General features: G+C 70.0%; 22 protein-coding genes and 1 pseudogene. 13 read left to right on the plus strand and 10 right to left on the minus strand.

From position 1 onward, the window contains the following. A pseudogene (locus tag CCN37_RS39860) lies at positions 1–274 on the plus strand (hypothetical protein); the annotation flags it as partial. Here the strand turns inward: CCN37_RS39860 and disA are convergent. Beyond that, positions 271–1,335, minus strand: coding sequence for a DNA integrity scanning diadenylate cyclase DisA (disA, locus tag CCN37_RS15460; protein WP_246843069.1), 1,065 nt, complete (start codon positions 1,333–1,335; stop codon positions 271–273). The pseudogene CCN37_RS39860 and the gene disA overlap by 4 nt on opposite strands. 262 nt (positions 1,336–1,597) lie before the next feature. Here disA and CCN37_RS15465 point away from each other — a divergent pair, with 262 nt between their 5' ends. From CCN37_RS15465 to CCN37_RS15475, 3 genes are read left to right on the plus strand one after another with little or no spacing between them, the layout of a single operon-like run. Further along, complete coding sequence (locus CCN37_RS15465; RefSeq protein ID WP_246843070.1) at positions 1,598–2,149, plus strand: RNA polymerase sigma factor; 552 nt, start codon at positions 1,598–1,600, stop codon at positions 2,147–2,149. Next, positions 2,146–3,102, plus strand: a complete 957-nt coding sequence (locus tag CCN37_RS15470) for a hypothetical protein (protein ID WP_086821474.1) — start codon at positions 2,146–2,148, stop codon at positions 3,100–3,102. The genes CCN37_RS15465 and CCN37_RS15470 overlap by 4 nt, the downstream gene beginning before the upstream one ends. A gap of 52 nt (positions 3,103–3,154) precedes the next feature. Then, positions 3,155–4,174, plus strand: a complete 1,020-nt coding sequence (locus tag CCN37_RS15475) for a S1 family peptidase (RefSeq protein WP_086821475.1) — start codon at positions 3,155–3,157, stop codon at positions 4,172–4,174. Here CCN37_RS15475 and radA read toward each other — a convergent pair. Together radA and CCN37_RS15485 are read right to left on the minus strand one after the other, a co-directional pair. Further along, positions 4,171–5,580 (minus strand): DNA repair protein RadA, encoded by a 1,410-nt coding sequence (gene radA, locus CCN37_RS15480; RefSeq protein ID WP_086821476.1) that lies wholly within the window; start codon positions 5,578–5,580, stop codon positions 4,171–4,173. The two genes, CCN37_RS15475 and radA, sit on opposite strands and share 4 nt — an antisense overlap. A 113-nt stretch (positions 5,581–5,693) precedes the next feature. After that, positions 5,694–6,491, minus strand: a complete 798-nt coding sequence (locus CCN37_RS15485) for a hypothetical protein (protein WP_143261618.1) — start codon at positions 6,489–6,491, stop codon at positions 5,694–5,696. 337 nt (positions 6,492–6,828) lie between these two features. Between CCN37_RS15485 and CCN37_RS15490 the strand changes: the two genes are divergently transcribed. The 3 genes from CCN37_RS15490 to ispF are packed head-to-tail and all read left to right on the plus strand — an operon-like array spanning position 6,829 to position 8,528. Then, positions 6,829–7,317 carry a CarD family transcriptional regulator gene (locus CCN37_RS15490; protein ID WP_030428277.1) on the plus strand — a complete coding sequence of 163 codons (489 nt, stop codon included), beginning with the start codon at positions 6,829–6,831 and terminating at the stop codon, positions 7,315–7,317. Positions 7,318–7,341: 24 nt separating this feature from the next. Further along, positions 7,342–8,040, plus strand: a complete 699-nt coding sequence (ispD, locus tag CCN37_RS15495) for a 2-C-methyl-D-erythritol 4-phosphate cytidylyltransferase (RefSeq protein WP_086821478.1) — start codon at positions 7,342–7,344, stop codon at positions 8,038–8,040. After that, entirely contained in the window at positions 8,037–8,528 is a 492-nt protein-coding gene (gene ispF, locus CCN37_RS15500) for a 2-C-methyl-D-erythritol 2,4-cyclodiphosphate synthase (RefSeq protein ID WP_086821479.1), read from the plus strand. Before ispD ends, ispF begins: the two co-directional genes overlap by 4 nt. A gap of 190 nt (positions 8,529–8,718) precedes the next feature. On the opposite strand, the gene CCN37_RS15505 is transcribed toward ispF, so the two are convergent. Further along, entirely contained in the window at positions 8,719–8,970 is a 252-nt protein-coding gene (locus tag CCN37_RS15505; protein WP_086821480.1) for a hypothetical protein, read from the minus strand. A 215-nt stretch (positions 8,971–9,185) separates the two neighbouring features. Here CCN37_RS15505 and CCN37_RS15510 point away from each other — a divergent pair, with 215 nt between their 5' ends. From CCN37_RS15510 to CCN37_RS15535, 6 genes are all read left to right on the plus strand, one after another. Further along, positions 9,186–10,502, plus strand: coding sequence for an MFS transporter (locus CCN37_RS15510; RefSeq protein WP_246843071.1), 1,317 nt, complete (start codon positions 9,186–9,188; stop codon positions 10,500–10,502). 9 nt (positions 10,503–10,511) lie between these two features. Continuing rightward, positions 10,512–11,168 carry an HAD family hydrolase gene (locus tag CCN37_RS15515; RefSeq protein ID WP_086821481.1) on the plus strand — a complete coding sequence of 219 codons (657 nt, stop codon included), beginning with the start codon at positions 10,512–10,514 and terminating at the stop codon, positions 11,166–11,168. A gap of 33 nt (positions 11,169–11,201) precedes the next feature. Next, positions 11,202–12,593, plus strand: a complete 1,392-nt coding sequence (gene cysS, locus CCN37_RS15520) for a cysteine--tRNA ligase (protein WP_086821482.1) — start codon at positions 11,202–11,204, stop codon at positions 12,591–12,593. Then, a complete protein-coding gene (gene rlmB, locus CCN37_RS15525; RefSeq protein WP_086821483.1) occupies positions 12,593–13,549 on the plus strand; it encodes a 23S rRNA (guanosine(2251)-2'-O)-methyltransferase RlmB in 957 nt (318 codons plus the stop codon). Before cysS ends, rlmB begins: the two co-directional genes overlap by 1 nt. A gap of 222 nt (positions 13,550–13,771) precedes the next feature. Continuing rightward, positions 13,772–15,205 (plus strand): MBOAT family protein, encoded by a 1,434-nt coding sequence (locus CCN37_RS15530; protein WP_086821484.1) that lies wholly within the window; start codon positions 13,772–13,774, stop codon positions 15,203–15,205. 22 nt (positions 15,206–15,227) lie between these two features. Next, complete coding sequence (locus CCN37_RS15535) at positions 15,228–16,544, plus strand: hypothetical protein (RefSeq protein ID WP_143261619.1); 1,317 nt, start codon at positions 15,228–15,230, stop codon at positions 16,542–16,544. Between the two features lie 6 nt (positions 16,545–16,550). Here CCN37_RS15535 and CCN37_RS15540 read toward each other — a convergent pair whose 3' ends face one another. The 6 genes from CCN37_RS15540 to CCN37_RS15565 form a co-directional block, all read right to left on the minus strand. Then, positions 16,551–17,414 carry a metal ABC transporter permease gene (locus tag CCN37_RS15540; protein ID WP_371504248.1) on the minus strand — a complete coding sequence of 288 codons (864 nt, stop codon included), beginning with the start codon at positions 17,412–17,414 and terminating at the stop codon, positions 16,551–16,553. Positions 17,415–17,419: 5 nt separating this feature from the next. Beyond that, positions 17,420–18,208 (minus strand): metal ABC transporter ATP-binding protein, encoded by a 789-nt coding sequence (locus CCN37_RS15545; protein WP_371504250.1) that lies wholly within the window; start codon positions 18,206–18,208, stop codon positions 17,420–17,422. A gap of 18 nt (positions 18,209–18,226) precedes the next feature. Then, complete coding sequence (locus CCN37_RS15550; RefSeq protein ID WP_086821488.1) at positions 18,227–19,186, minus strand: metal ABC transporter solute-binding protein, Zn/Mn family; 960 nt, start codon at positions 19,184–19,186, stop codon at positions 18,227–18,229. Positions 19,187–19,319: 133 nt separating this feature from the next. After that, positions 19,320–20,420 (minus strand): ABC transporter ATP-binding protein, encoded by a 1,101-nt coding sequence (locus tag CCN37_RS15555; RefSeq protein WP_086821489.1) that lies wholly within the window; start codon positions 20,418–20,420, stop codon positions 19,320–19,322. Between the two features lie 115 nt (positions 20,421–20,535). Next, complete coding sequence (locus CCN37_RS15560; RefSeq protein ID WP_371504253.1) at positions 20,536–21,456, minus strand: sugar ABC transporter permease; 921 nt, start codon at positions 21,454–21,456, stop codon at positions 20,536–20,538. Further along, positions 21,457–22,374 carry a carbohydrate ABC transporter permease gene (locus tag CCN37_RS15565; RefSeq protein ID WP_246843072.1) on the minus strand — a complete coding sequence of 306 codons (918 nt, stop codon included), beginning with the start codon at positions 22,372–22,374 and terminating at the stop codon, positions 21,457–21,459. Between the last annotated feature and the right edge of the window lie 54 nt (positions 22,375–22,428).

Consider the following 22,428-nt stretch of genomic DNA (forward strand, 5'->3'; position numbering starts at 1 on the left):
CCGCGACCTCGACGCCGGACTGCGCGAGATTGTCGTGACCAGCGTGGACGGCGGCACCCGGCTGTGGTCCAGCAACGACTGCTACGCCTCGAACTCGCCGAACTCGCGGCTGTTGCAGCCGGGGGAGAGCCAGATGTTCAAGGTCGCGTGGGCGGGCCGCACGTCGGCGCCGGGCTGCGCCGGCAAGCGGACCGCCGTGTCGGCCGGTGACTACCTGGTGGTGCCGAAACTCGGTGCCCTGCAAGGACAACCGACACCTCTGCGGCTGAACTAGCCGTAGCGCTCGATGATGGAGGTCTCGGCGAGCCGGGACAGGCCCTCGCGCACCACACGGGCCCGCGTCTCGCCGACCCCCTCCACCTCCTGGAGGTCGTTCACGGTCGCCGACAGCAGCGACTGCAACGAGCCGAAGTGCTCGACCAGCCGGTGCTGCACCGGGACGGGGAGCCGTGGAATCCTTGCCAGCAAACGGTATCCGCGCGGATTGAGCTGCTTCTCCAGCGCGTCCACCTCGCCGGGGTGGCCGAAGGCGCGCGCGATGGCGCAGAGGTCCAGCAACTCCGTGCCGTCCAACTCGCTCAGCGCCGAGGACACCTCGGCCAGCTCCGCGACGGCGTAGTCCCGCAGCACCAGCTCGCGGTCGAGTTCGACCCCGCCGAGCAGTTCGTCCAGCTGGAGCTCGATCAGCCGCCCGTCGACGCCGAGTTCCACCACGTGCCCGGCGATCTCGCTGGCGATGCGCTCCACCATCTCCAGCCGCTGCACCACCGCCATCGCGTCGCGCAGCAGCACGAAGTCCTCGGTCTCCAGCGCGGACAGGGCCTGGGTGACCTCGTCCAGCCGCGCCCGGTAGCGCTCCAGGGTGGACAGCGCCTGGTTCGCCAGCGACATGATCGTCGCCGAGTCGGTGAGCACGTGCCGCCCGCCGTCGGCGTAGACGCTGATGATGCTCATCGACTGGCTGACCGAGATCACCGGGTGGCCGGTCTGGATCGCCGTGCGCTCGGCGGTGCGGTGCCGGGTGCCGGACTCCTCCGTCGGGATGGTCGGATCGGGCACGAGCTGCACGTTGGCGCGCACGATCCGCTTCGCGTCGGTGGAGAGCACCAGTGCTCCGTCCATTTTGGACAGTTCGCGCAGCCGGGTGGAGCTGAACTCCACGTCCAGCTCGAACCCGCCGTCGCACAGCGACTCCACCGCGTCGTCGTGGCCGAGCACGATCAGCCCGCCGGTGCGCCCGCGCAGCACACGCTCCAGCCCGTCCCGCAGCGGTGTCCCGGGTGCCAGGCGCGCGAGCGTCGCGCGGACCAGCCCGGACCGCCCCCGTTCGCCCACAGCCGCTCCCTCCGGTTTCCGGCCGATTCTACGGCCCTTCACCTGCGGAAACCGGTTTCACGACATGCGGAGATCAACACCACCCGAGGTGTGCGGGCGCTGACCCGCTGTGAGCGGCGACCGCCCGTGCTGACAGGATTGGCCGGGTACCGGTCGCGTAGCTCGGGGCACAAGACCGGAACGTTTCGGGGGCCCGCGCGCCGCTCGGGGGTGCGCGGGCCACCTCCGGGAACGCTCCGCGCCGCAACGGCAAAGACCTCGTGTGCAGACTGAGAGCGTGCTGGACCAGCACCCCGATCTGACGGCGCCGGACGGCGATGCCGTGATCATGGCCCTCTACGACGCGCATTCCCGCGCGCTCCACCGCTACCTGGCCCGCAGGGTCGGGCGGGACCTGGCCGACGACCTCGTCGCCGAGGCGTTCCTCGTCATGTGGGAGCGGCGCGGCGACTACGACCCGCGCCGGGCCAGCGCGCGGGCCTGGCTCTTCGGCATCGCCACCAACCTCGCCCGGATGCACGAGCGCACGGAGGTCCGCAAGCTGCGGGCGTGGGCGCGCGAGCTGGGCAGGGGGCTCGACGTCGAGCCGCCCGACATCCGCGCGGCAGCGGCCGTCGACGCCGAGAACGACGTCGGCCGCTACGCCGAAGCGCTCGCCGAGCTCCGGCAGGAAGAGCGCGACGTGCTGCTGCTGACCGCGTGGGCCGAGCTGAGCCCTGCCGAGATCGCCAAGGTCCTCGACCTGCACGTGACCACCGTGCGGACGCGCCTGCACCGGGCGCGGCGCCGCCTGCTCAAGAGGGGAAAGCCATGACCGAGCACGACCGCCTCCTCGGGGCGCTGCGGCCGATCCGCGCCGAGGTCGAGGAGATGAGCGAGCAGGCGTTCCAGTCCGGCCGCGAACGGCTGCTCACCGCCACGAAGAGCCAGGACCAGCCCCGGGTGCACCGCCTCGCGGAGCGCACGCGGTCCCGCCGGTCGCCGCTCGTCGCCGCGGCCGCGGCAGTTGTCGTCGTGGTCGGCATTGGTGGTGGAGCGGTCTGCTTGAACGCGGGGCCCGACGTGGTCGCTCCGGCCACCTCGTCGTACGGAGAGCCACTGCCGCCGGAGATGCCGTCGCAACCGCTGAACCGCGCGGGAGAACTGCTCGCGAAGGTGACGGACCAATCGCAACGACCGGGTCAGTACCGCTACGTCGCCGAGCGGACGGTGGTCCGAGAGCGGACCCCGATGCATCCCTCCGGGTACGTGGATCACGAGACGCTCACCGAGTGGTGGATTCCCGCCAACCGCGACGACCCGTGGTCCAGCCGACGTGACGGGGGTGCGGTCGAACCGCGCGATCCGTCTTCGCTCACGTCGGCGCCGTCGGTCGTGCCCGAGCGAGTAGTTGCCCAACTCCCACGTGATCCGCGGCGGCTCTACGCGGCGATCGCCGCTCCCTTCGCGTCCTCGCGGTCGGCGAACCAGCTCTTCTTCTCCTACGCCAAGTCGCTCCTCGTGGCGAACAAGGTGCCAGCGGATCTGCGCGGTCCGCTGTTCCAGGCGCTCTCCTGCGTTCCCCGCATCGAAGTGCACAACGGTGGGGTCGACGTCTCATTGACGACGTACTTCGACAACTCCGTGTCCGAGACGCTGGTCATCAACAGTGCGGACGGCCAACTTCTCAGTACTAGCAGGACCTTCTGGGGCCGCCCTCAGACTTCCGAGGACAGCAGTTACGAGTACGGCGTCGTCGGCGCGGTGGGCGAGAAGCCGACGCGCTGAACCCTCCGGCTATCGTGGTCACCCCCTGTGGTCGAGTGGGTTCGGAGCGCGCATGTTCGGTCGACGCCTGGCGGCGCTGCTGTGCGTCGCCGCCCTGTGCCCGCCGGGTGTCGCGGTGGCCGCGCCGTCCACTGTGGACACTCTGTTCTCCTTGCAGGCCAAGGATCTTCCCGCTGATCTCATCGACGCTGTGCGCCGGGACCTGGGCATCGACGCCCCGACCTACCTGGAGCAGGCGTGGCGGGCGTCCGGGCGCGCGGAGTCGCCGCTGGAGCGACCGCTGCGCGCACTGCTGCCCTCGCGCGGTGTCGCGGCGGGCATGGGCGTGCGCCTCACCACCGCCGCTCGCGGCCAGGTCGGGCTGTGCACGCTCGGTTTCCTCGCCGTGGACGAGATGGGCCGCTCCACGCCGCTGACCGCTGGGCACTGCTCGGCGTTGACCAGCGCGGAGAACGCGGAGCTGGAGCGCGGCGGCGTCGTCGGCCGCTTCGACACCGTCCGCTTCGACGACCTCCGCTCCGGCGGCGCGGGCGACGACTACGCCACCGTGCGCCTCACCAACCCGTGGCTGCGCCCCGCCGCCGAAGTGATCGACCAGCGCGGCGGGCGTGTCCCCGTGGAGGGCGTCGCGGCTCCGGTCGAGGGCATGCCGGTGTGCAAGTCCGGCCGCACCACCGGGTGGACGTGCGGGCGCGTTCGCAAGCAGCGCGTGCACGCCGTCTCCGCCGCGACCGGGCGCCGCATCGAGGCTTTCGCGCACACCGCGTGCTCCGGCATCGGGGACAGCGGCGCTCCCGTGCTCTCCGGCACCCTCGCTGTTGGCGTGCTCCAAGGCGGAACCCAAGCGCCCGGCGGACGTTGCCCGGCCGACTCCGGGGGCGAGGCAGTCGCGGAGAGCCTCGTGCACGACGTGCTGCCGGACTTCCCAGGGACTCTCTTCGTCCTCACCACCACCGGCGACCAGGACCACGACGGCAAGCCCGACATCGAGGAACTGGCCGCCGACCCCACCGCCGTCCGCGACGACAACGCCAACGGCATCCCCGCGTTCCGCGACGCAGCCGAGCGCTAGCCCCGCTCTTCGCGGTCTTCCTGGGCGGATTCCTCGCGGAGAGCTTTGCCTTCCTTGCGGAGGATGCGCAGGGCGGCCTGGAGGTCCTCGACCACGCTCACCCGCATGCCCTTCGGCATCGGGCCGGAGTCCGGGGGCACGAGCGCCCTGGTGAAGCCGAGCCGCAGCGCCTCGGTGAGCCGCCTGCCCGCGCCCGCGACGCGACGCACCTCCCCGGCGAGCCCGACCTCGCCGACGGCGACCATGTCGGGCGGCAGCGCGATGTCCCGCGCGGCGGAGGCGATGGCCAGCGCGAGCGCGAGGTCCGCGGCGGGCTCGACGACCTTCATCCCGCCGACGGTCGCGGCGTAGACGTCGGATGCGCCGATCCGCACCCTGCCCCGCCGCTCCAGCACCGCGAGCACCATCGCCACCCGGGCCGAGTCCAGCCCGCTGACCGCACGCCTCGGCTGGGGCATGGAGGACTGCGCGACCAGCGCCTGCACCTCGGCCAGCAGCGGCCGCTTGCCCTCGACGACGACGGTCACGGCGGTGCCCGCGACCGCGGTCTCCCGCTTGTTCAGGAACAGGCCGGAGGGGTCGGGCACGCCGACGATGCCCTCCTCGACCAGTTCGAAGCAGCCCACCTCGTCGGAGGGACCGAAGCGGTTCTTCACGCCGCGCAGCAGCCGCAGCGTCGAGTGCCGGTCGCCCTCGAACTGGAGCACGACGTCGACCAGGTGCTCCAGCACGCGCGGACCGGCGACCGAGCCGTCCTTGGTGACGTGGCCGACCAGGACGACGGGAAGACCGCGTTCCTTGGCGAGCGCGACCAGCGCCGTCGCCACCGCGCGGACCTGGGTGACACCTCCGGCGGAGCCCTCGGCGGTCGCCGTGGCCATGGTCTGCACCGAGTCGACGATCAGCAGACCGGGCTTCACCGCGTCCACGTGCCCGAGCACCCCACCGAGGTCGCTCTCGGCGGCCAGGTACAGCTCGTCGTGCAGCGCGCCGGTGCGCTCCGCGCGCAGGCGCACCTGACCCGCGGACTCCTCACCGGTCACGTACAGCGCCGGGCTGCCCGAGCCCGCCGCCCAGCGGTGCGTGACCTCCAGCAGCAGGGTGGACTTGCCGACGCCGGGTTCTCCGGCGAGCAGGATCACCGCGCCCGGGACGACGCCTCCGCCGAGCACGCGGTCCAGCTCGCCGAGACCCGAAGGGCGGGCGCGGGCGGACTCCACGTCGACCTTGGCGATGGGCATCGCGGGGGCCGCCGGAGCGCCCGCCGCCACCTTGGCCAGCGCGGGCCTCGCCGCTGCGGCCTCGGCGATGGTTCCCCACGCCTGGCACTCCGGACAGCGCCCGACCCACTTGGCCACCTCGTGACCGCAGTCGGCGCAGCGGTAGATCGCTCGGGTTCTCGCCACGAGGAGCAACGCTAGGGCCACCCACCGACAGCCCCGCGCCCGGCAGGGAAAGACAGAGGCGGCGCTCACCACGTGGGGTGAACGCCGCCTCCGGGACGAGCCGCGCGGATCGGTCAGTGACCGTCGCCAGCGGGCTTGGTCTGGTTGTGCTCGCCGCCGCCGTGCTCCGAGCCGCCGCCGTGGCCGCCGCCACCCGTCGCCGGGGGACGGGGCTCGCTGTCGTTGGCGATCGGCACCTGGAGGGTGACCTGACCGGCGTTCTGGAAGGTGAAGGTGACCGCGACGGTCTGGCCGGGGCGGAGCTCCTTGCCCAGCGCGGTGACGACCAGCTCGACGACGTCGACCTTGGTGGCCGCGCCGCTGGCGGAGGTGGTCGGGCGGGCCGAGCCGTTCCCCGTGGTCGTGGTCGGCGCACCGGTGGTGGTCGTGGCCCCCGCGGAGGACCCCGTCGTGGCCGCGGCACCGGTGGTGCTGCTCGGCGAGGAGGTCTTCGGCGCGGTCGCGCGCTCCAGCACCTTGCCGGTGAGCGCGAAGCCCGCCGGGAGGTCGGTGCTGCCGCTGACCTTCACGTCACCGGCGCCCGCGGCGGCGACCTTGACCAGCTTGTCGGCCTTGGTGCCCTGGTTGACGATCGTCACCTTCAGCGGGGCGTCGGTGCCCGCCGAGTAGAACTTCTCGTCGGGGAAGGCGAACTCGGCCTCGCGCAGCGCGATCGCGCCGTCCTTGCTCTGGCCGAAGGCGCCGTTGACCGCGGCCACCTGCTGGTCGGTCTGGGTGTGCAGCCCTGCGCTGCACCCGCTGACGACCAGCGCGACCCCGAGTCCGACGGCGGCCGGGACCATCCGGAGGCGCGAGGTCCTCGGGCTCCCGGCCGGGGCGACCATGCTGACGGCCTGCTCTGCGCGGCTCACGGTGCTCGATCCTCCATGTCGATGATCGACTGCCTGCGGTCGACGCTGCGACCAGCTGGCGATCTGGCAGCGCGAAGCGTAGCCCGATGGTGCGCGGGGCTCGCGGCCAACCCGGTTGTGACCACTCGCACGGTTTCGTTGCCACGCGCGGCAATCAGCGCGACACACCGCGCGAGCGCTCCGGGTGGATTTCCCCCAAACGGTTGCCCATGGCACGCCCCGCGCGAGTTTGTCAACCCCTCCCACGAGGGCTGACCTGCGGTTACCCAGCGCACGGCGGCCGATGCGGCAACGGTGGACGTGTTAGGATGGTGTCAGCGAAAGGGGCAGAGGACACATGGTTTTTAAGGTCGGAGAGACCGTCGTCTACCCGCACCACGGTGCCGCTCTCATCGAAGCGATCGAGACCCGAACGATCAAGGGCGAGGAAAAGAAGTACCTCGTGCTGAAGGTCGCTCAGGGCGATCTGACCGTGCGCGTTCCCGCGGACAACGCCGAGATCGTCGGTGTTCGGGACGTCGTCGGTCAGGAGGGCCTGAACCGGGTCTTCGAGGTGCTGCGTGCTCCCCACACCGAGGAGCCGACCAACTGGTCTCGGCGGTACAAGGCAAACCTCGAGAAGCTCGCCTCCGGCGATGTGAACAAGGTTGCCGAAGTGGTGCGCGATCTCTGGCGGCGGGAGAAGGACCGCGGCCTGTCCGCTGGTGAGAAGCGCATGCTTGCCAAGGCTCGGCAGATACTGGTGAGCGAGTTGGCGTTGGCCGAAGGCACCGACGAGGACAAGGCCGAGGTTCTCCTCGACGAAGTCCTCGCCACCGCCTCCTGACCCACGCCTGAACAGCCGTCCGCCGTGAGCGTTGTCGCGCTCGTGCCCGCAGCGGGGCGCGGTGAACGGCTAGGTGCCGCGGTGCCGAAGGCACTCGTCGAGCTCGACGGCGAGTCGCTTCTGGTGCACGCGGTGCGTGGGTTGTGGGTGTCGGGATGCGTGCACCACGTGGTCGTCGCCGCGCCACCCAGCCAGATCGATGTCGTGACCGCCGCACTGAGTTCGCTCAGCGCGGCGGTCACTGTCGTTTCCGGGGGTGCCGAGCGCACCGAGTCCGTGTGGCTCGCCCTCCAGGCCGCCGTCGCCGAGGTCCCGGACACCGAGGTCGTCCTCGTGCACGACGCGGCCCGCGCCTTCACCCCGCCGGCCATGATCCGCTCGGTCGTCGAGGCGGTCCGGGCGGGCGCACCCGCCGTCATCCCCGTGCTCCCGCTCGCCGACACGGTGAAGCAGGTCGACGCCGAGGGGCGCGTGCTCGCCACCGTGGACCGGGCATCACTGCGCGCCGTGCAGACCCCGCAGGGCTTCGAGCGCGGAGTCCTCGTCCGCGCGCACGAGGCCGCCGCGAAGGCCGCGCTCGGAGCGACCGACGACGCCGGGCTGGTCGAGCGCCTGGGCGAACCCGTGCTGACCGTCGCGGGGCACACCGATGCTATGAAGATCACCACCCCGTTCGACCTCGCGGTCGCCACGGCCCTGCTCACCCAACGAGGACGTGCATGACCCAGCAGACCTGGCCCCGTGTCGGCACCGGCACCGATGTGCACCCGGTGGAGCCGGGCAGGGAGTGCTGGATGGCCGGGCTGCTGTGGCCCGAGGCGGACGGCTGCGCCGGGCACTCCGACGGTGACGTCGCCGCGCACGCACTGTGCGACGCCATGCTCTCCGCTGTGGGCCTGGGTGATCTCGGCGCGGTGTTCGGCACCGGTGACCCCCGCTGGTCCGGTGCGCACGGCACGGACATGCTCGCCGAGGTGCGCAGGCGGATCGAAGAGCGGGGCTGGCGGCTGGGCAACGCCGTCGTGCAGGTGATCGGCAACGCGCCGCGCGTCGGCAAGCGCAGGGACGAGGCACAGCGGGTGCTTTCGGCTGCGGCCGGGGGCGAGGTCGCGGTCTCCGGGACCACCACGGACGGTCTCGGGCTGACCGGAAGGGGCGAGGGCGTTGCCGCCGTCGCCACCGCGATGCTGGTGCCCGCCACGACGGCGTAAAAGTCGAAATCGGTGGCCCGCGCCGCGTGAATATGTCTCGGATGTGTCTCGGCGAAGACAAGTGCGGCCTGCAAAATACATTCCCGATGGACGTGCGGTTGTAAACCGCATTACTCCACAATGCCTAACGGGAATTGTGTGAAAAAGTGAAGGGGCTGACGCCGGGCGGGTCCCAAGCCACCACCCGGCGTCAGCCAAATTCGGAGGGCGCGGTGCGCGCCAACACGGTCATCGGCCGAATCGCCAGCTCACAGCCTCGCGTGACCACGCGGTCACAGTGCTCCAACGCCGAGGTCTTCCGGCGGGCACGGATCTCACGGGTCGCCCGGCGAGCCTGCCTGCGGGCGCGTGCAAAGTGCAGTTTTTCGGACGAGCGGACCGCTTCCCACGCGAACACCGAAAGCAACACGAGGCCGGGGGCCAGTGACACCAGAAGGGACATCGCTGACCTCCTCACGATCCGCGTGCGGTGTGTCGTGGGTCTCGCAGTGGTTGATGTAGAAGGTCCTCTCCGCTTGCTCGGGACTAAAGCCCTGAATAAAAATTTGTGACCTTAAATTTCTCCCAACATGCCGCAACCTGGCACTTCTGTTCTCGGCCCGCTACGCGCGGTGTACTTTCGGGCACCTTGCGTGGCCCTGGGACGAGGAGAACGCGGTGGCGGACACAAGGACGGCTGGCGGTGCGGCGCGGACGCAGCCGCGCATCGGCACGATCGCGATGGCCAGCTTCATCGGCACATCCATCGAGTTCTACGACTTCTACATCTACGGAACAGCCGCGGCCCTCGTGCTCAACGGGGCCTTCTTCCCCAACCTGTCACCGCTGGCCGGACAACTCGCGGCGTTCTCCACCTTCGCCGTGGCCTTCATCGCCCGCCCCGTCGGCTCGCTGCTGTTCGGGCACTTCGGCGACCGCGTCGGCCGCAAGTCCATGCTGGTGGCCTCGCTGCTGACGATGGGCTTGGCCACCGTGGGGATCGGACTGCTGCCCGGCTACGAGACCATCGGCGTCGCCGCGCCGATCCTGCTGGTGGTGCTGCGCTTCGTGCAGGGCATCGGGCTCGGCGGGGAGTGGGGTGGCGCCGTGCTGCTCGCCGCGGAGAACGCCCCGGACGCCAAGCGCGGCTGGTACGGCGTCTTCCCGCAGTTCGGACCCGGCGTCGGCTACTTCGGCGCCGCGGCGTCCTTCCTCGCGCTGTCGGCGACCATGGACAACGAGGCGTTCACCAGCTGGGGCTGGCGGGTGCCGTTCCTGGCGTCGGCGGTGCTGGTGATCATCGGCCTGCTGGTGCGGATCAGGCTGGTCGAGACGCCCGCCTTCGCCGAGGTGCTGCGCAAACGCGAGCGCAGCTCCATGCCGGTGATCGACATGTTCCAGTCCTCGTCGTGGCGGCTGCTGCTCGGCGCGGGCACGATGGTGATCAGCTACGTGCTCTTCTACCTGGCGACCACGTTCATGCTCTCCTACGGCACGGTCACCCTGGAGATCCCGCGCGACACCATGCTGACGCTCCAGATCGTGACGATCTGGGCGATGATCGTCGGCACCGCGATCTCCGGTTGGGCCTCCGACAGGTTCGGCCGCCGAGCCGTGCTGATCTTCGGCTGCGTGTTCGCCGCTGTCGTGGGGCTCGTCCTGCCGCTGCTGGCCTCCACGGGCTCGCCGAACCTCGTCGCGACGGCGCTCGCGCTGATGCTCGGCGCGATGGGCCTCTGCTACGGCCCGATCGGGTCCTTCCTGCCGGAGCTGTTCGAGGTCCGCTACCGCTACACGGCCGCGTCCTTCGCCTACACGATCGGCGGCGTCGTCGGCGGTGGCTTCGCGCCGCTGATCGGCACGGAGCTGGCCGCGCGCTACGGCATCTCCTCCGTCGGCTGGTACCTGGCGGCCGTGGCGGCGCTCAGCGCGCTGTGCGCGATCATCCTGCCGGAGACCAAGAACACCAGCTTGCGGATGGTCGAGCGCGACTAGCGTGGCGGCGTGACGATTCGCGGGGTGTTGTTCGACTTCTCCGGCACGCTGTTCCGGCTGGAGGTCGCCAGCGGCTGGCTCGACGGGATCATGGACGACGCCACGGCGTCGGAGCTGATGCGGAAGATGACGGCTCCGGTGACCGCGGAGTCCGACGTGCCCGAGGACTTCGAGCGACGGGACCTCGACGAGCTGACGCACCGGCGCGTGCACGTGGAAATGCTTGTGCGCGCCGGTGTCAGCGACCACGCCGAGGCGAACACCGTCTACGACCGCCTGCTGCAACCAGAGTCCTGGAAGCCGTTCCCGGACACCGCCGAGGTGCTGCGCGGGCTGCGCGCGGCCGGCGTGCCCGTCGTCGTGCTGAGCAACATCGGCTGGGACATCCGGACCGTCTTCCAGCACTACGGCCTGCTCGACCTCGTCGACGACGTGGTGATGTCCTATAAGGAAGGTCTGCTCAAGCCAGACCCCGAGCTGTTCCGCATCGCCTGCGCGCGGCTCGGGATGCCGCCGGAGCACGTGCTCATGGTCGGCGACAGCGAGGAGGCGGACGGGGGAGCGGCCGTGCTCGGCAGCGCGGTGGAGATCGTCGAGCCGCTGCCGACCGACCAGCGCCCGGACGCGCTCGCGGCTGCCTTGAAAGCGCGTGGAGTGATGCGGTAAAGACCCGAACGGGCGGCGCCGTACCATCGACGGGTGAGCCTGCGCATATATGACACCGGAACCAGGAGCATGCGGGAGTTCTCCCCGCTGCGAAGCGGAGCCGTGTCGATCTACCTGTGTGGGGCCACCGTCCAGGGTGTTCCGCACATCGGGCACGTGCGCAGCGGTCTCAACTTCGACGTGCTCCGGCGGTGGCTGACGCACCTGGGCAACGACGTCACGCTCGTGCGCAACGTCACCGACATCGACGACAAGATCCTCTCCAAGGCGGCCGAAGCGGGCCGCCCGTGGTGGGAGTGGGCCGCGACGCACGAGCGCGAGTTCATCTCCGCCTACGACGCGCTCGGCTGCCTGCCCGCATCCGTCGAGCCTCGGGCGACCGGCCACGTCACGCAGATGGTCGAGCTGATGCAGCGGTTGATCGACGCCGGTCACGCCTACGCGGCCAACGGTGACGTCTACTTCTCCGTCGCTTCCTTCCCCGAGTACGGCGCCCTGTCCGGCCAGCGGCCCGACGAGGTGCAGCAGGGCGAGACGGGCACGGAGGGCAAGCGGGACTCCCGCGACTTCACGCTGTGGAAGAGCGCCAAGCCCGGCGAGCCCTCGTGGCCGACACCGTGGGGACCTGGTCGCCCCGGCTGGCACCTGGAGTGCTCGGCGATGGCGGGCGCCTACCTCGGGGCCGAGTTCGACATCCACGGCGGCGGGCTGGACCTGGTCTTCCCGCACCACGAGAACGAGCAGGCGCAGTCCAGGGCGGCCGGTGACGGCTTCGCCAGGTACTGGATGCACAACGCCTGGGTCACGCTGAGCGGCGAGAAGATGTCCAAGTCGCTCGGCAACACGGTGTCCATCCCGGCGATGCTGGAGCGCGTGCGCGCGGTCGAGCTGCGCTACTACCTGGTGACGCCGCACTACCGCTCGAACATCGAGTACTCCGAGGAAGCCCTGCACGACTCCGTGCTCGGCTACCGCAGGATCGAGTCGTTCCTGCGCCGCGTCGTCGAGCGCGTCGGGGCTCCGGAGCCGGGTGCGCTGACCGAGGACTTCGTCAACGCGATGAACGACGACCTCGGTACTCCGTCCGCCGTTGGCGCGGTGCACACCGTTGTCCGCGAGGGCAACGCGGCGCTGGACTCGGGCGACCGGGACGGTGTGCTGGCCGCCGCGGGCTCGGTGCGCGCGATGATGGGCGTGCTCGGGCTCGATCCGCTGGACTGCTCGTGGAGCGGTAAGTCCACTGTGGACACAGGGGCGCAGAAGGTGCTCGGCGCGCTGGTCGAGGAGCTGCTCGACCAGCGCAAGGACGCCCGCAAGAACAAGGATTTCGCAGCTGCGGACGCGATTCGGGACCGCCTGATCGCCGTCGGCGTCGCCGTCGAGGACACCCCCGACGGTCCGAAGTGGACATTGAAGGACTGCTGATGGCAGGCAATTCCCGGCGCAAGGGCGCCATGCGCAACCCCGGTAGCAAGAAGGGTGCGGTCGTCGGTTCCGGCGGCCAGCGGCGCAAGGGACTCGAAGGCAAGGGCCCGACGCCGTCCGCGGCGAATCGGCCCAACCACCCCGCGTCCAAGCGCGCGGCGACCGCGGCCAAGGCCCAGGCCGCTCGCAAGAAGAAGGAATCGGGGCCCGAGCATGTCGCGGGCCGCAACCCGGTCGTGGAGTGCCTGCGCGCCGGTGTGCCGTCGACGGCGCTGTACGTGGCGCTGGGCATCGAGACCGACGAGCGCGTCGCCGAGGCCGTGCGCATGGCCGGTGACCGCGGCATCTCGGTGCTGGAGGTCTCCAAGAGCGAGATCGACCGGCTGACCAACAACGCCATGCACCAGGGCCTCGCGCTCCAGGTGCCGCCGTTCTCCTACACCCACCCCGACGACCTGCTGTCGCTCGCGGTGGACTCCGGGGACCCGCCGCTGATCGTCGCGCTGGACGGGGTGACCGACCCGCGCAACCTCGGCGCGGTCATCCGTTCCGCAGCGGCCTTCGGCGCGCACGGCGTCGTCGTGCCGCAGCGCCGGAGCGCGGGTATGACGGCGGTGGCGTGGCGGACCAGTGCGGGCACGGCGGCGAAGCTGCCCGTCGCGGTGGCGGTCAACCTCAACCGCACGCTCAAGGACTGGGCCAAGCAGGGGCTGATGATCGTCGGCCTCGACGCGGACGCCACCGTGAGCGTGGACGAGCTGGAGGTGGCGACCTCGCCCATGGTGCTCGTCGTGGGCTCCGAGGGCCGTGGCATGTCGCGCCTGGCCAAGGAGTACTGCGACCAGACCGTCGGCATCCCGATGGCCGCCGGGGTGGAGTCGCTGAACGCCTCCGTCGCCGCCGGCGTCGTCCTGGCGGAGATCGCCCGACGCCGCCGCGCCGCCGGTCGCGCCTGATCAACGCCGCTTGTGGTGCGTTGAGCGCCCTGAACGACCCGTTCAGTGCGCTCAAGGACCTGAACGACCCGTTTGGTGCGTTGGAAGCACTAAACGGGTCGTTCAGGGCTTCCAAGTACCTAAACGGGTCGTTCAGGGCTTGGGGCGGTTGAGCGGGGTCGCGGGGGCGTTGGCTACGTTCACTGCGACGAACGGTGGAGTGGAACCTCGGGGGTGGGCTGAGTGTCTTTCGCGAGCCCGTTGTTCCTGTGGTACTTCATGCCGATCGTGCTCGGCGCGATCCTGCTGCTGCCCGGGCGGTGGCGCAACGGCGTCGTCGCGGTGGCGAGCCTGGTGTTCTACGCCAGCGGAGCGGGCGGGACCACGCTGCTGCTGCTCGCGTGCATCGTCGTGAACTACTTCGTCGGGCCGTCGCTCGAACCCGACGAGTGGGACCTGAACCCGCGACGGCGGCGAGGACTGCTGATCGGCGTGATCAGCTTCGACGTTGCCGTGCTGGTCGTGTGGAAGTACGCGGGCTTCGCGACGCAGCAGGCCGCCGCGCTCGCCGGGCTGGTCGGGCTGGACCTGCCGGTGGTGCAGCTGGTGCTGCCGATCGGGATCTCCTTCTACACCTTCCACCACATCTCCTACGTGGTGGACATCTACCGGGGTGAGCGGCCCGCGCTGCGCGACCCGGTTTCCTTCGTCACCTACATCGCGATGTTCCCGCAGCTCGTCGCGGGCCCGATCGTGCGCTACCGGGAGATCGCCGACCAGCTGCCCCAGGTCCGCACGCACCGGATCGACGACATCGCGTCGGGCTTCCCGCGCTTCGCGCTGGGGCTGACCAAGAAGGTCGTCGTCGCGGACTCCTTGGCGCCGCTGGTCGAAGCCTGCTTCAGGACTCCGCCGGATCAGATGACCTTCGCCATCGCGTGGCTCGGCGCGATCGGTTACACGCTCCAGCTGTACTTCGACTTCTCCGGCTACTCGGACATGGCCATCGGGCTCGGGCGGATGCTCGGCTTCCGGCTGCCGGAGAACTTCGCGCGGCCGTACTCCTCGGTGACCGTCACGGAGTTCTGGCGGCGTTGGCACATGTCGCTGTCGCGGTGGTTCCGGGACTACGTCTACATCCCGCTCGGCGGCAACCGGCACGGCGTCGCCAAGACCTACCGCAACCTGACGATCGTGTTCGTGCTGACCGGTTTCTGGCACGGCCCCAACTGGACGTTCCTGGTGTGGGGCATGTTCCACGGGCTGCTGCTGGTGATCGAGCGCTCGCGCCGGTGGGACGCCCCGCCCCGCCCAGGCTGGCCCCGGGTGGCGCGGCGCGCGCTGACGCTGCTGCTCGTGGTGTTCGGCTGGGTGTTCTTCAAGTCCGCCGACCTCGGCTCGGCGTTCGCGATGATCGGCCACATGCTGGTGCCCGACCTCGGCGGCATCACCGACCTCGTCGAGTCAGCGATGACCAACCAGCGGGCCCTGATCCTGCTCGTGGCGCTGTCGGTGTTCTTCCTGCCCGCAGGGCCCGTGACCGGGCCGTACCTGGAGTCCGTTCGCGGGCGGCTCGCCTCGTCGCTGCGGATCGGCGTGATGACCGCCGGGCTCGCGTACTCCGCCATCCTCGTGGCCACCGGCACCTTCTCGCCGTTCCTTTACTACCAGTTCTGACCAGGCAAGTACGGTGAAGCGCGTGACGGTGCGGGACGAGGGCTTCAAGCTGCCCCAGGTGCACGAGGCGTGGCTGCCGAGGGAGCACTCGCTGCACCGGCCCCGGCACGGCAGGCGGCAGTTCGTCGCGCTGATCTCGGCCATCGCCTTCTTCGCCACCCCGCTGGCCGCGTGGACGCTCGGCGCGCGGCCGGTGGCCTTCGAGAACCGGGAGATCGTCGCGTTCCCCTCGCTCGCCGACGGATTCGCGTTCTTCACGAAGTTGCCGCAGTGGGCGACCGACCACCTGGTGTTCCGGCAGGACGCGGTGCACGCCACGGACTGGATCAGCGAGACGTTCTTCGGTGAGCCGGTGCCGTTGGACGGCGGGAGCAACGGCGGCAGCCCGGTGCCCGCCAACCCGATCGCGCCACCCGCGCCGACTGAGCCCACCGGCCCCGAGCAGGTGCTGCCGCCGGACAGCTCCGGATTCGTGAAAGTGGTGCAGGGCAAGGACGGTTGGCTGTTCTTCGGCGGTGACGCGCAGAGCAAGTGCCAGCCCGCCCAGCCGCTGGAGCGCACGATCGAGCAGGCGAACCGGCTGCGGGCGATCGTGGAGCGCTCCGGGCGGAAGTTCGTTCTCGTCGTCGCGCCTGACAAGAGCACGGTGGTGCCGGAGAAGCTGCCGGACAGCTATCCGGGCCGGGACTGCTCACGGCAGCCGAACGCCGACTTCTGGAACCGGTTCGTCCCCGCGACAGGGGCGGTCGACCTCCGCCCGCAGCTGGCCGCAGCCGCCGCCGAGGTGAAGCACGAGGTCTACCACCGGCAGGACACGCACTGGACCGACGAGGGCGCCCTGGTGATGACGCGGCGCCTCGCCGACGTCGTGCAGCCGGGCGTCAGCCGCACCTGGGTCACCGAGGTCGAGCGCACGTGGAAGTCCACCGGCGGCGACCTCGCGGCGCTGATGGGGCGCAAGGGCGAGATGTCCGGGGCGAAGTACCGGCTGCGCCCCGACGGCAAGGTTGACCGGACCCGGCCCATCGGCACCAAGTTCCCCGAACCGCTGACGTTGCGGACCGCGCAGGGCCCCGGTGTTGTCGCGCCGAGGGTCGCGGTGCTGACGGACTCCTTCAGCCAGGCCGCGGCGCCGTACCTCGCGGCCACCTTCGCCAACCTGACGTTGCAGAACTACCTGGACTTCGCGAAGAGCCCCGAAGCCGCCGCTGTCACCATCGCCGGGCAGGACGTCGTGGTTGTGCAGATGGTGGAGCGCAACCTCGCCGCAGGCGGTGGAACCCTTGTCATGCCCCAATTCCTGGACCGCTTCGAACAACTCCTCCCACCGCGCCGCTAGGTCGTGTCAGGCGCGGCGGGCGGAGAGGGACTTGAGGCGGGCGGTGCCTGCGGCACGGCAGATCAGGTAGATGACGAACGAGATCGTGGTGATGAAGGCGCTCACAGGAACGCCGGGCGCCAGGGAGAGCAGGATTCCGCCCAGTGCGGCGACCTCGGCGAACACCACGGAGAGCACGATCGCCATGGTCGGGTTCGCGGTGAGGCGAGCCGCGGCGGCGCCGGGCGTGACCATCAGGGCGAGCACCAGGAGCGCGCCGACGGTCTGCACGCCGAGCGCGGTCGCGACGCCGACGAGGACCGCGAACAGTGGCGTCAGCACGCGCACGGGGACACCGCGCGCGACGGCGACCTCGGTGTCGACGCTCGCGAACAAGAGCGGGCGGTAGATGAACCCGAAAACCACGAGAACGGCGAGCGCGGCGACGGTCAGCAGCACGAGATCGGCCGAGTCGACGCCGACGATCTGCCCGATCAGCAGACTGAACTTGTTTGAAGTGCGCCCGGGGTACAGGGCGAGCAGGAGTACACCCAGGCCTAGTCCGAATGACAACACCGCGCCGATGACGGAGTCGCGTTCACCGTCGCGCTGACCGAGCAGGCCGAGCAGCAACGCGGCGACCACGGAGCCCGCGAGCGCGCCACCGCCGACGCTGGTGCCGATGAGCAGAGCGGCGGCGGCGCCGGTGAAAGCCAGCTCAGCGGTGCCGTGCACGGCGAAGGACATCCGCCTGGCCACGACCATGGGCGCGAGCGCGCCGGAGACCAGGCCCAGTACGGCGGCGGCGAGCAGCGCGTTGCGGACGAAGTCGTAGCCGAGCAGCTCAAGGGTGGCGTTGAAGTCGAAGAGCTTGCCGAAGAAGTCCTCCACGCCGCTCAGCCCTTCGCCTCGACGTGGTGGTGCACGGTCGCGCCGTCCTGCTCGGCGCCGACCACCACGATGCGGTCGCGCACGCGCAACACCTCGATGGGCGTGCGGTAGAGCTCGCTGAGCGTCTCGGAGGTCATCACCTCGTCGGGCGTGCCGATCTGGAAGCGCCCGTCCACGAGGTAGAGCACGCGGTCCACGAACGGCAGGATCGGGTTGATCTCGTGCGTCACGAACAGCACTCCGGCCCCGCGCAGCTTGGCCTGCTCGGCGATGAGGCCGCTGACCACGCGCTGCTGGGCCAGGTCGAGCGAGAGCAACGGCTCGTCGCAGAGCAGCACCTCGGGCCCGGCGACGAGGGCCTGGGCCACGCGCAGCCGCTGCTGCTCACCACCGGAGAGCAGGCCGACGGGCGTGTGCGCGTAGCTCTGGGCGCCGACCTCGCTGAGGATCTCGTCCACCCGCGCGCGGCTCGACCGGCGCGCGGCGAAGCCCCACCGGTGACCGTCGAGGCCGAGCGACACGAGGTCGCGCCCGCGCACGCTGAGCGTGGCGTCCACGGAGCGCTGCTGCGGGATGTAGCCGACGCGCGTGCTGCCGCGCCGCGCGGGCTCGCCGTGGATCTCCACGGTGCCCGAGGACAGCGGCTGGAGGCCGAGCAGCACGCGCAGCAGGCTGGTCTTGCCGGAGCCGTTGGGGCCGAGCACGGCGAGGAACTCACCGGGCGCGACATCGAGGTCGAGCCCGTCCCACAACACGCGCGGGCCGTACGCCAGCCGCGCGCCCCGCAACCTCACGACACCCAACGTGCTCTCCTACTTCTTCGGCAGTGCCTTGGCGAGCGCGTCGACCTGGGCGCTCATCCACTGCTGGTAGTTCTTGCCCTGGGGCAGCGTCTCAGTCAACTCCACCACCGGGATGCCCGCGGCGACGGCCTTGGTCTTGACCTGCTTGGTCACCCCGGACTCGGTCTGCGGGTTGTAGATCAGCACCACGGCCTGCTTGCCGGTGATCAGCTTCTCCAGCGCGGCGATGGCGGCGGCGGGCGGGTCGTTGCCCTCCTCGACGGCTTTGCTGAACTGCTCGGGAGTCACGTCCTTGAGCCCGGCGTGGGTGATCAGGTTCGCCGCGACGGGCTCCGTCGCGATGACCGACGCGCCCTTGTTGGCCTCGCCGAAGGCGTGCACGCGCTTGTCCAGCGCGCCGACCTCGTCCTTGAACTTCTTGGCGTTCTCGGTGAACTTCGCCTTGGCGGCGGGACGCAGGTCGCCCAGGCGCGCGGCCAGCTCGTCGGCGACCTTGGAGACGGTGTCGAAGTCGTACCAGACGTGCTCGTTGTGCCCGCCGGAACCGTGCTCGTGGTCGTGGCCGTGCTCGTCGGCGCCCTCGGAGGTGGTCTCGTTGGCGTGCGCGTCCAGCTTGACGGCCTCGATGACCACGGCGTTGGGCTGCACCAGCTTGCCGATGGCGTCGTCGTAGCCGCCGCCGTTGAACACCACCAGGCCCGCGTCCTTCACGGCGGCGCTGTCGGCCGGGGTGACCTGGTAGGAGTGCGGGTCGACGCCGCCGCCGGAGATGAGCGCCTTGACCTCGATCTCCTCGCCGCCCACGGTCGAGGCGACGTTGCCCCACACGTCGGTGGAGGCGACGACCTTGAGCTTGGCGGTGCCGGAGCCGCCGGGCTGGGGAGCCTGGGGAGCCGCGCCGCCGCAGCCGGTGAGCACGAGCGCGGCGGCGGTGAGGCCGACGAGCAGCCGGGGGTTGCGGACGGTCATGGGCGGCACTCCTAGGCGACACTCGAACAGGTAATGGAAACCGTTGTCGAGTTCACCATACGAGCACGAGACCGGCCCCCGTCCAGTCGATCTGGACGAGGGCCGGAATTGTGATGCGATAGACGCCGAGGCCCTAGCCGCTGATGCGAGCGCCGGACTCCGGGTTGAACAGGTGGATCTCGGTGTTGTCGCGCAGGCCGACGCGCACGGTCTGGCCCAGCGCGGGCGGGGTGCGGCCGTCGACCCGGACGATGAAGCGCTCCGGGTGGTCGCCGATGCGCACCGAGCCGTAGACGTAGGCGTCCGCGCCCAGCTCCTCGACCAGCTCGACGGTCAGCTCCATGCCCGCCTCGTCCGCTCCGACCAGGCCGAGCGACTCCGGGCGCACGCCGAAGGTGACCTCCTTGAGGCCCTCCGCGCCGACCTTGTCCAGCGTGGTCCTCGGCAGCGGCACCTCCAGGCCGTCCAGCTGCGCGCCCGCGGCGGTCAGCGGAACGGTCTTGAGGTTCATGCCGGGGGAGCCGATGAAGGCCGCGACGAACGCGTTGGCCGGGGTCTCGTACAGCGCGCGCGGGGTGTCGCACTGCTGGAGCAGGCCGTCCTTGAGCACCGCGACGCGGTGGCCCATGGTCATGGCCTCGACCTGGTCGTGCGTGACGTAGATCGTCGTGGTGCCCAGCCGCCGCTGCAGGGCGGCGATGTTGGCGCGGGTCTCCACGCGGAGCTTGGCGTCGAGGTTGGACAGCGGCTCGTCCATCAGGAAGACGCTGGGCTCGCGCACGATCGCGCGGCCCATCGCGACGCGCTGCCGCTGGCCACCGGAGAGGGCCTTCGGCTTGCGGTCGAGGTACTTCTCCAGGTCGAGCATCTTGGCCGCCTCGGCGACCTTCTCCTTGATCTGGGGCTTCGGCACACCGCGAAGCTTCAGCGCGAAGCCCATGTTCTCGCCGACGGTCATGTGCGGGTACAGCGCGTAGGACTGGAACACCATCGCGATGTCGCGGCCCTTCGGCGGGACGTTGGTGACGTCCTTGCCGCCGATCTCGATGGCGCCCTCGTCAACGTCCTCCAGGCCCGCCAGCATGCGCAGCGCGGTGGACTTGCCCGAACCGGACGGCCCGACCAGGACCAGGAACTCGCCGTCAGCGATGTCCAGCTTCAGCTCGTCGACCGCCCGCACCGGCGGGCTGCCCGGGTACACCCGGGACGCGTTGACGTAGGCGACCTCGGCCATGTGTGGGTCCCTTCACTTCACTGAGCGGCGAGAAAGTCAAGGTAGCTGTTCAGAACGATTCCGTCAGCCCCTCGGGTGACACTTCAACGATAAAGGTTCAGACCAATAACGCGCGCTACCCCTTGACCGCTCCGGAGGCAAGCCCGGCAACGAGGAACTTCTGGACCAGGTAGAAGACGATTACCGCCGGAATCGCGACGAGGATCGAGGCCGCGGCCAGATGGCCCCATTCGGTCCGGTTCTGCTGGACGAACACCTGAAGGCCCACGGCCAGCGTCTTCGACTCGTCCGAGGCCGAAAGGAAGGCCGAGGCGAATGCGACCTCGCCCCACGCGGTGAGGAAGGCGTAGAACGCGGTGACCGCCAGGCCCGGCTTCGACAGCGGCAGCACGAGCCGCCAGAAGACGGCGAACGGGGAGAGCCCGTCGATGCGGCCCGCCTCGTCGATGTCGCGGGGGATCGCGTCGAAGTAGCCCTTGAGCATGTAGGCGCAGAACGGCACCGCGGTCGTGCAGTAGACCAGCACCAGGCCGAAGCTCGTTCCCTGAAGGCCAAGGGAGAGCAGGATGTTGTACAGCGGCACGATCAGCACCGCGAACGGGAACATCTGAATCAGCAGGAACGACAGCATCATTCCGCGATAGCCGGGGAAGCGGAACCGGCTCACGGCGTAGGCGGCGGTCGCCGACAGGAACACCGAGATGACCGTGGTCAGGATCGCGATCACCGCGGAGTTGGCGAACCAGGACAGGAACGAGCCCTTGTCGCCCGCCAGGATGTTCGCGTAGTTGTCCAGGCTGGAGTCGTTGAACAGCGTCGGCGTGGTCTCGGCGGCCTTGGCGTCGGGCTTCAGCGAGGTGATGAAGACCCAGAACACCGGGAAGACCGCGATCAGCGACGCGACGATGAGCGTGCCGTGCAAACCGAAACTGGCGAGCCGCGAGCGCTTGGGCTTACCCATCGGCTTGGGCGCAACGGCGTTTTCCGTCGCCTTGATAGAAGCGGCAGTGTTGAGTGATACAGCGTCGAGGCTCAACTACCACACCTCACCCTGCCGGCGAAGCGCCCGGCGGTAGACGGAAGCGAACACAAGCAGCACGGACAGGATCAGCACGCCGTAGGTCGAGGCGATCGCGTAGTCGCGAGAAGCTCCGTTGAAGAAGCGCTCGAAGGCGTAGGTGATCAGCAGTCGGGTGTTCGGGTTGATGCCGGTGATCAGGTAGACCACCGCGAACATGTTGAACGTCCAGATGGTGCCGAGCAGGATCACCGTGCTGGACACCGAGCGCAGGCCGGGCATGGTCACGTTGCGGAACTTCTGCCACGGGGTGGCGCCGTCGATCTCCGCAGCCTCGTAGAGCGAGCCGTCGATCGCTTGCAGGCCACCGAGAATCGTCATCATCATGAACGGGACGCCGAGCCAGACGTTGACCAGGATGACCGCGACCAGCGCGAGATCGGACTGGCCGAGCCAGACGAAGTCGGGCAGCCCCACCGCGCGCAGGAGCTGGTTGATGATCCCGTACTGCGCGTTGAACATGTACTTCCAGGCGAAGGCGCTGATGAACGCGGGCACGGCCCACGGGAGGATCAGCAGCACCCGGTAGACGCCGCGTCCGCGCATCGGGCGGTTGAGCAGCAGCGCGAGCGCGAGGCCGATGACGAAGTGCAGGCCGACGCAGGCGAAGGTCCAGATCAGGGTGCGCAGCAGGACGTCCCAGAAACTGCCGTAGGACGGGTCACCGCTGAGGACGTTCGCGTAGTTCTCCAGGCCGGTGAACTCGTAGCTCGCCGGGCGGTCGAGCACCGGGTTGGCGATGTTCGACTCGTTGATGTTGGTGAGGCTGTAGAAGGCGCCCTGCAACAACGGCAGGATCACCAGAACGCCCGTGACGAGCACGGCTGGCAGCACCATCGCGTAGGCGTACCAGTGCCGACTGAAGAACCCTCGCACTGTCCCTGACTCCCGTGTCCGAGACCGAGAAGGCGCCCCTCAGTGGTGAGGGGC

This window comes from Allokutzneria sp. NRRL B-24872 (assembly GCF_002155965.1).
In the GTDB taxonomy this organism is placed as follows: Bacteria; Actinomycetota; Actinomycetes; order Mycobacteriales; family Pseudonocardiaceae; genus Allokutzneria.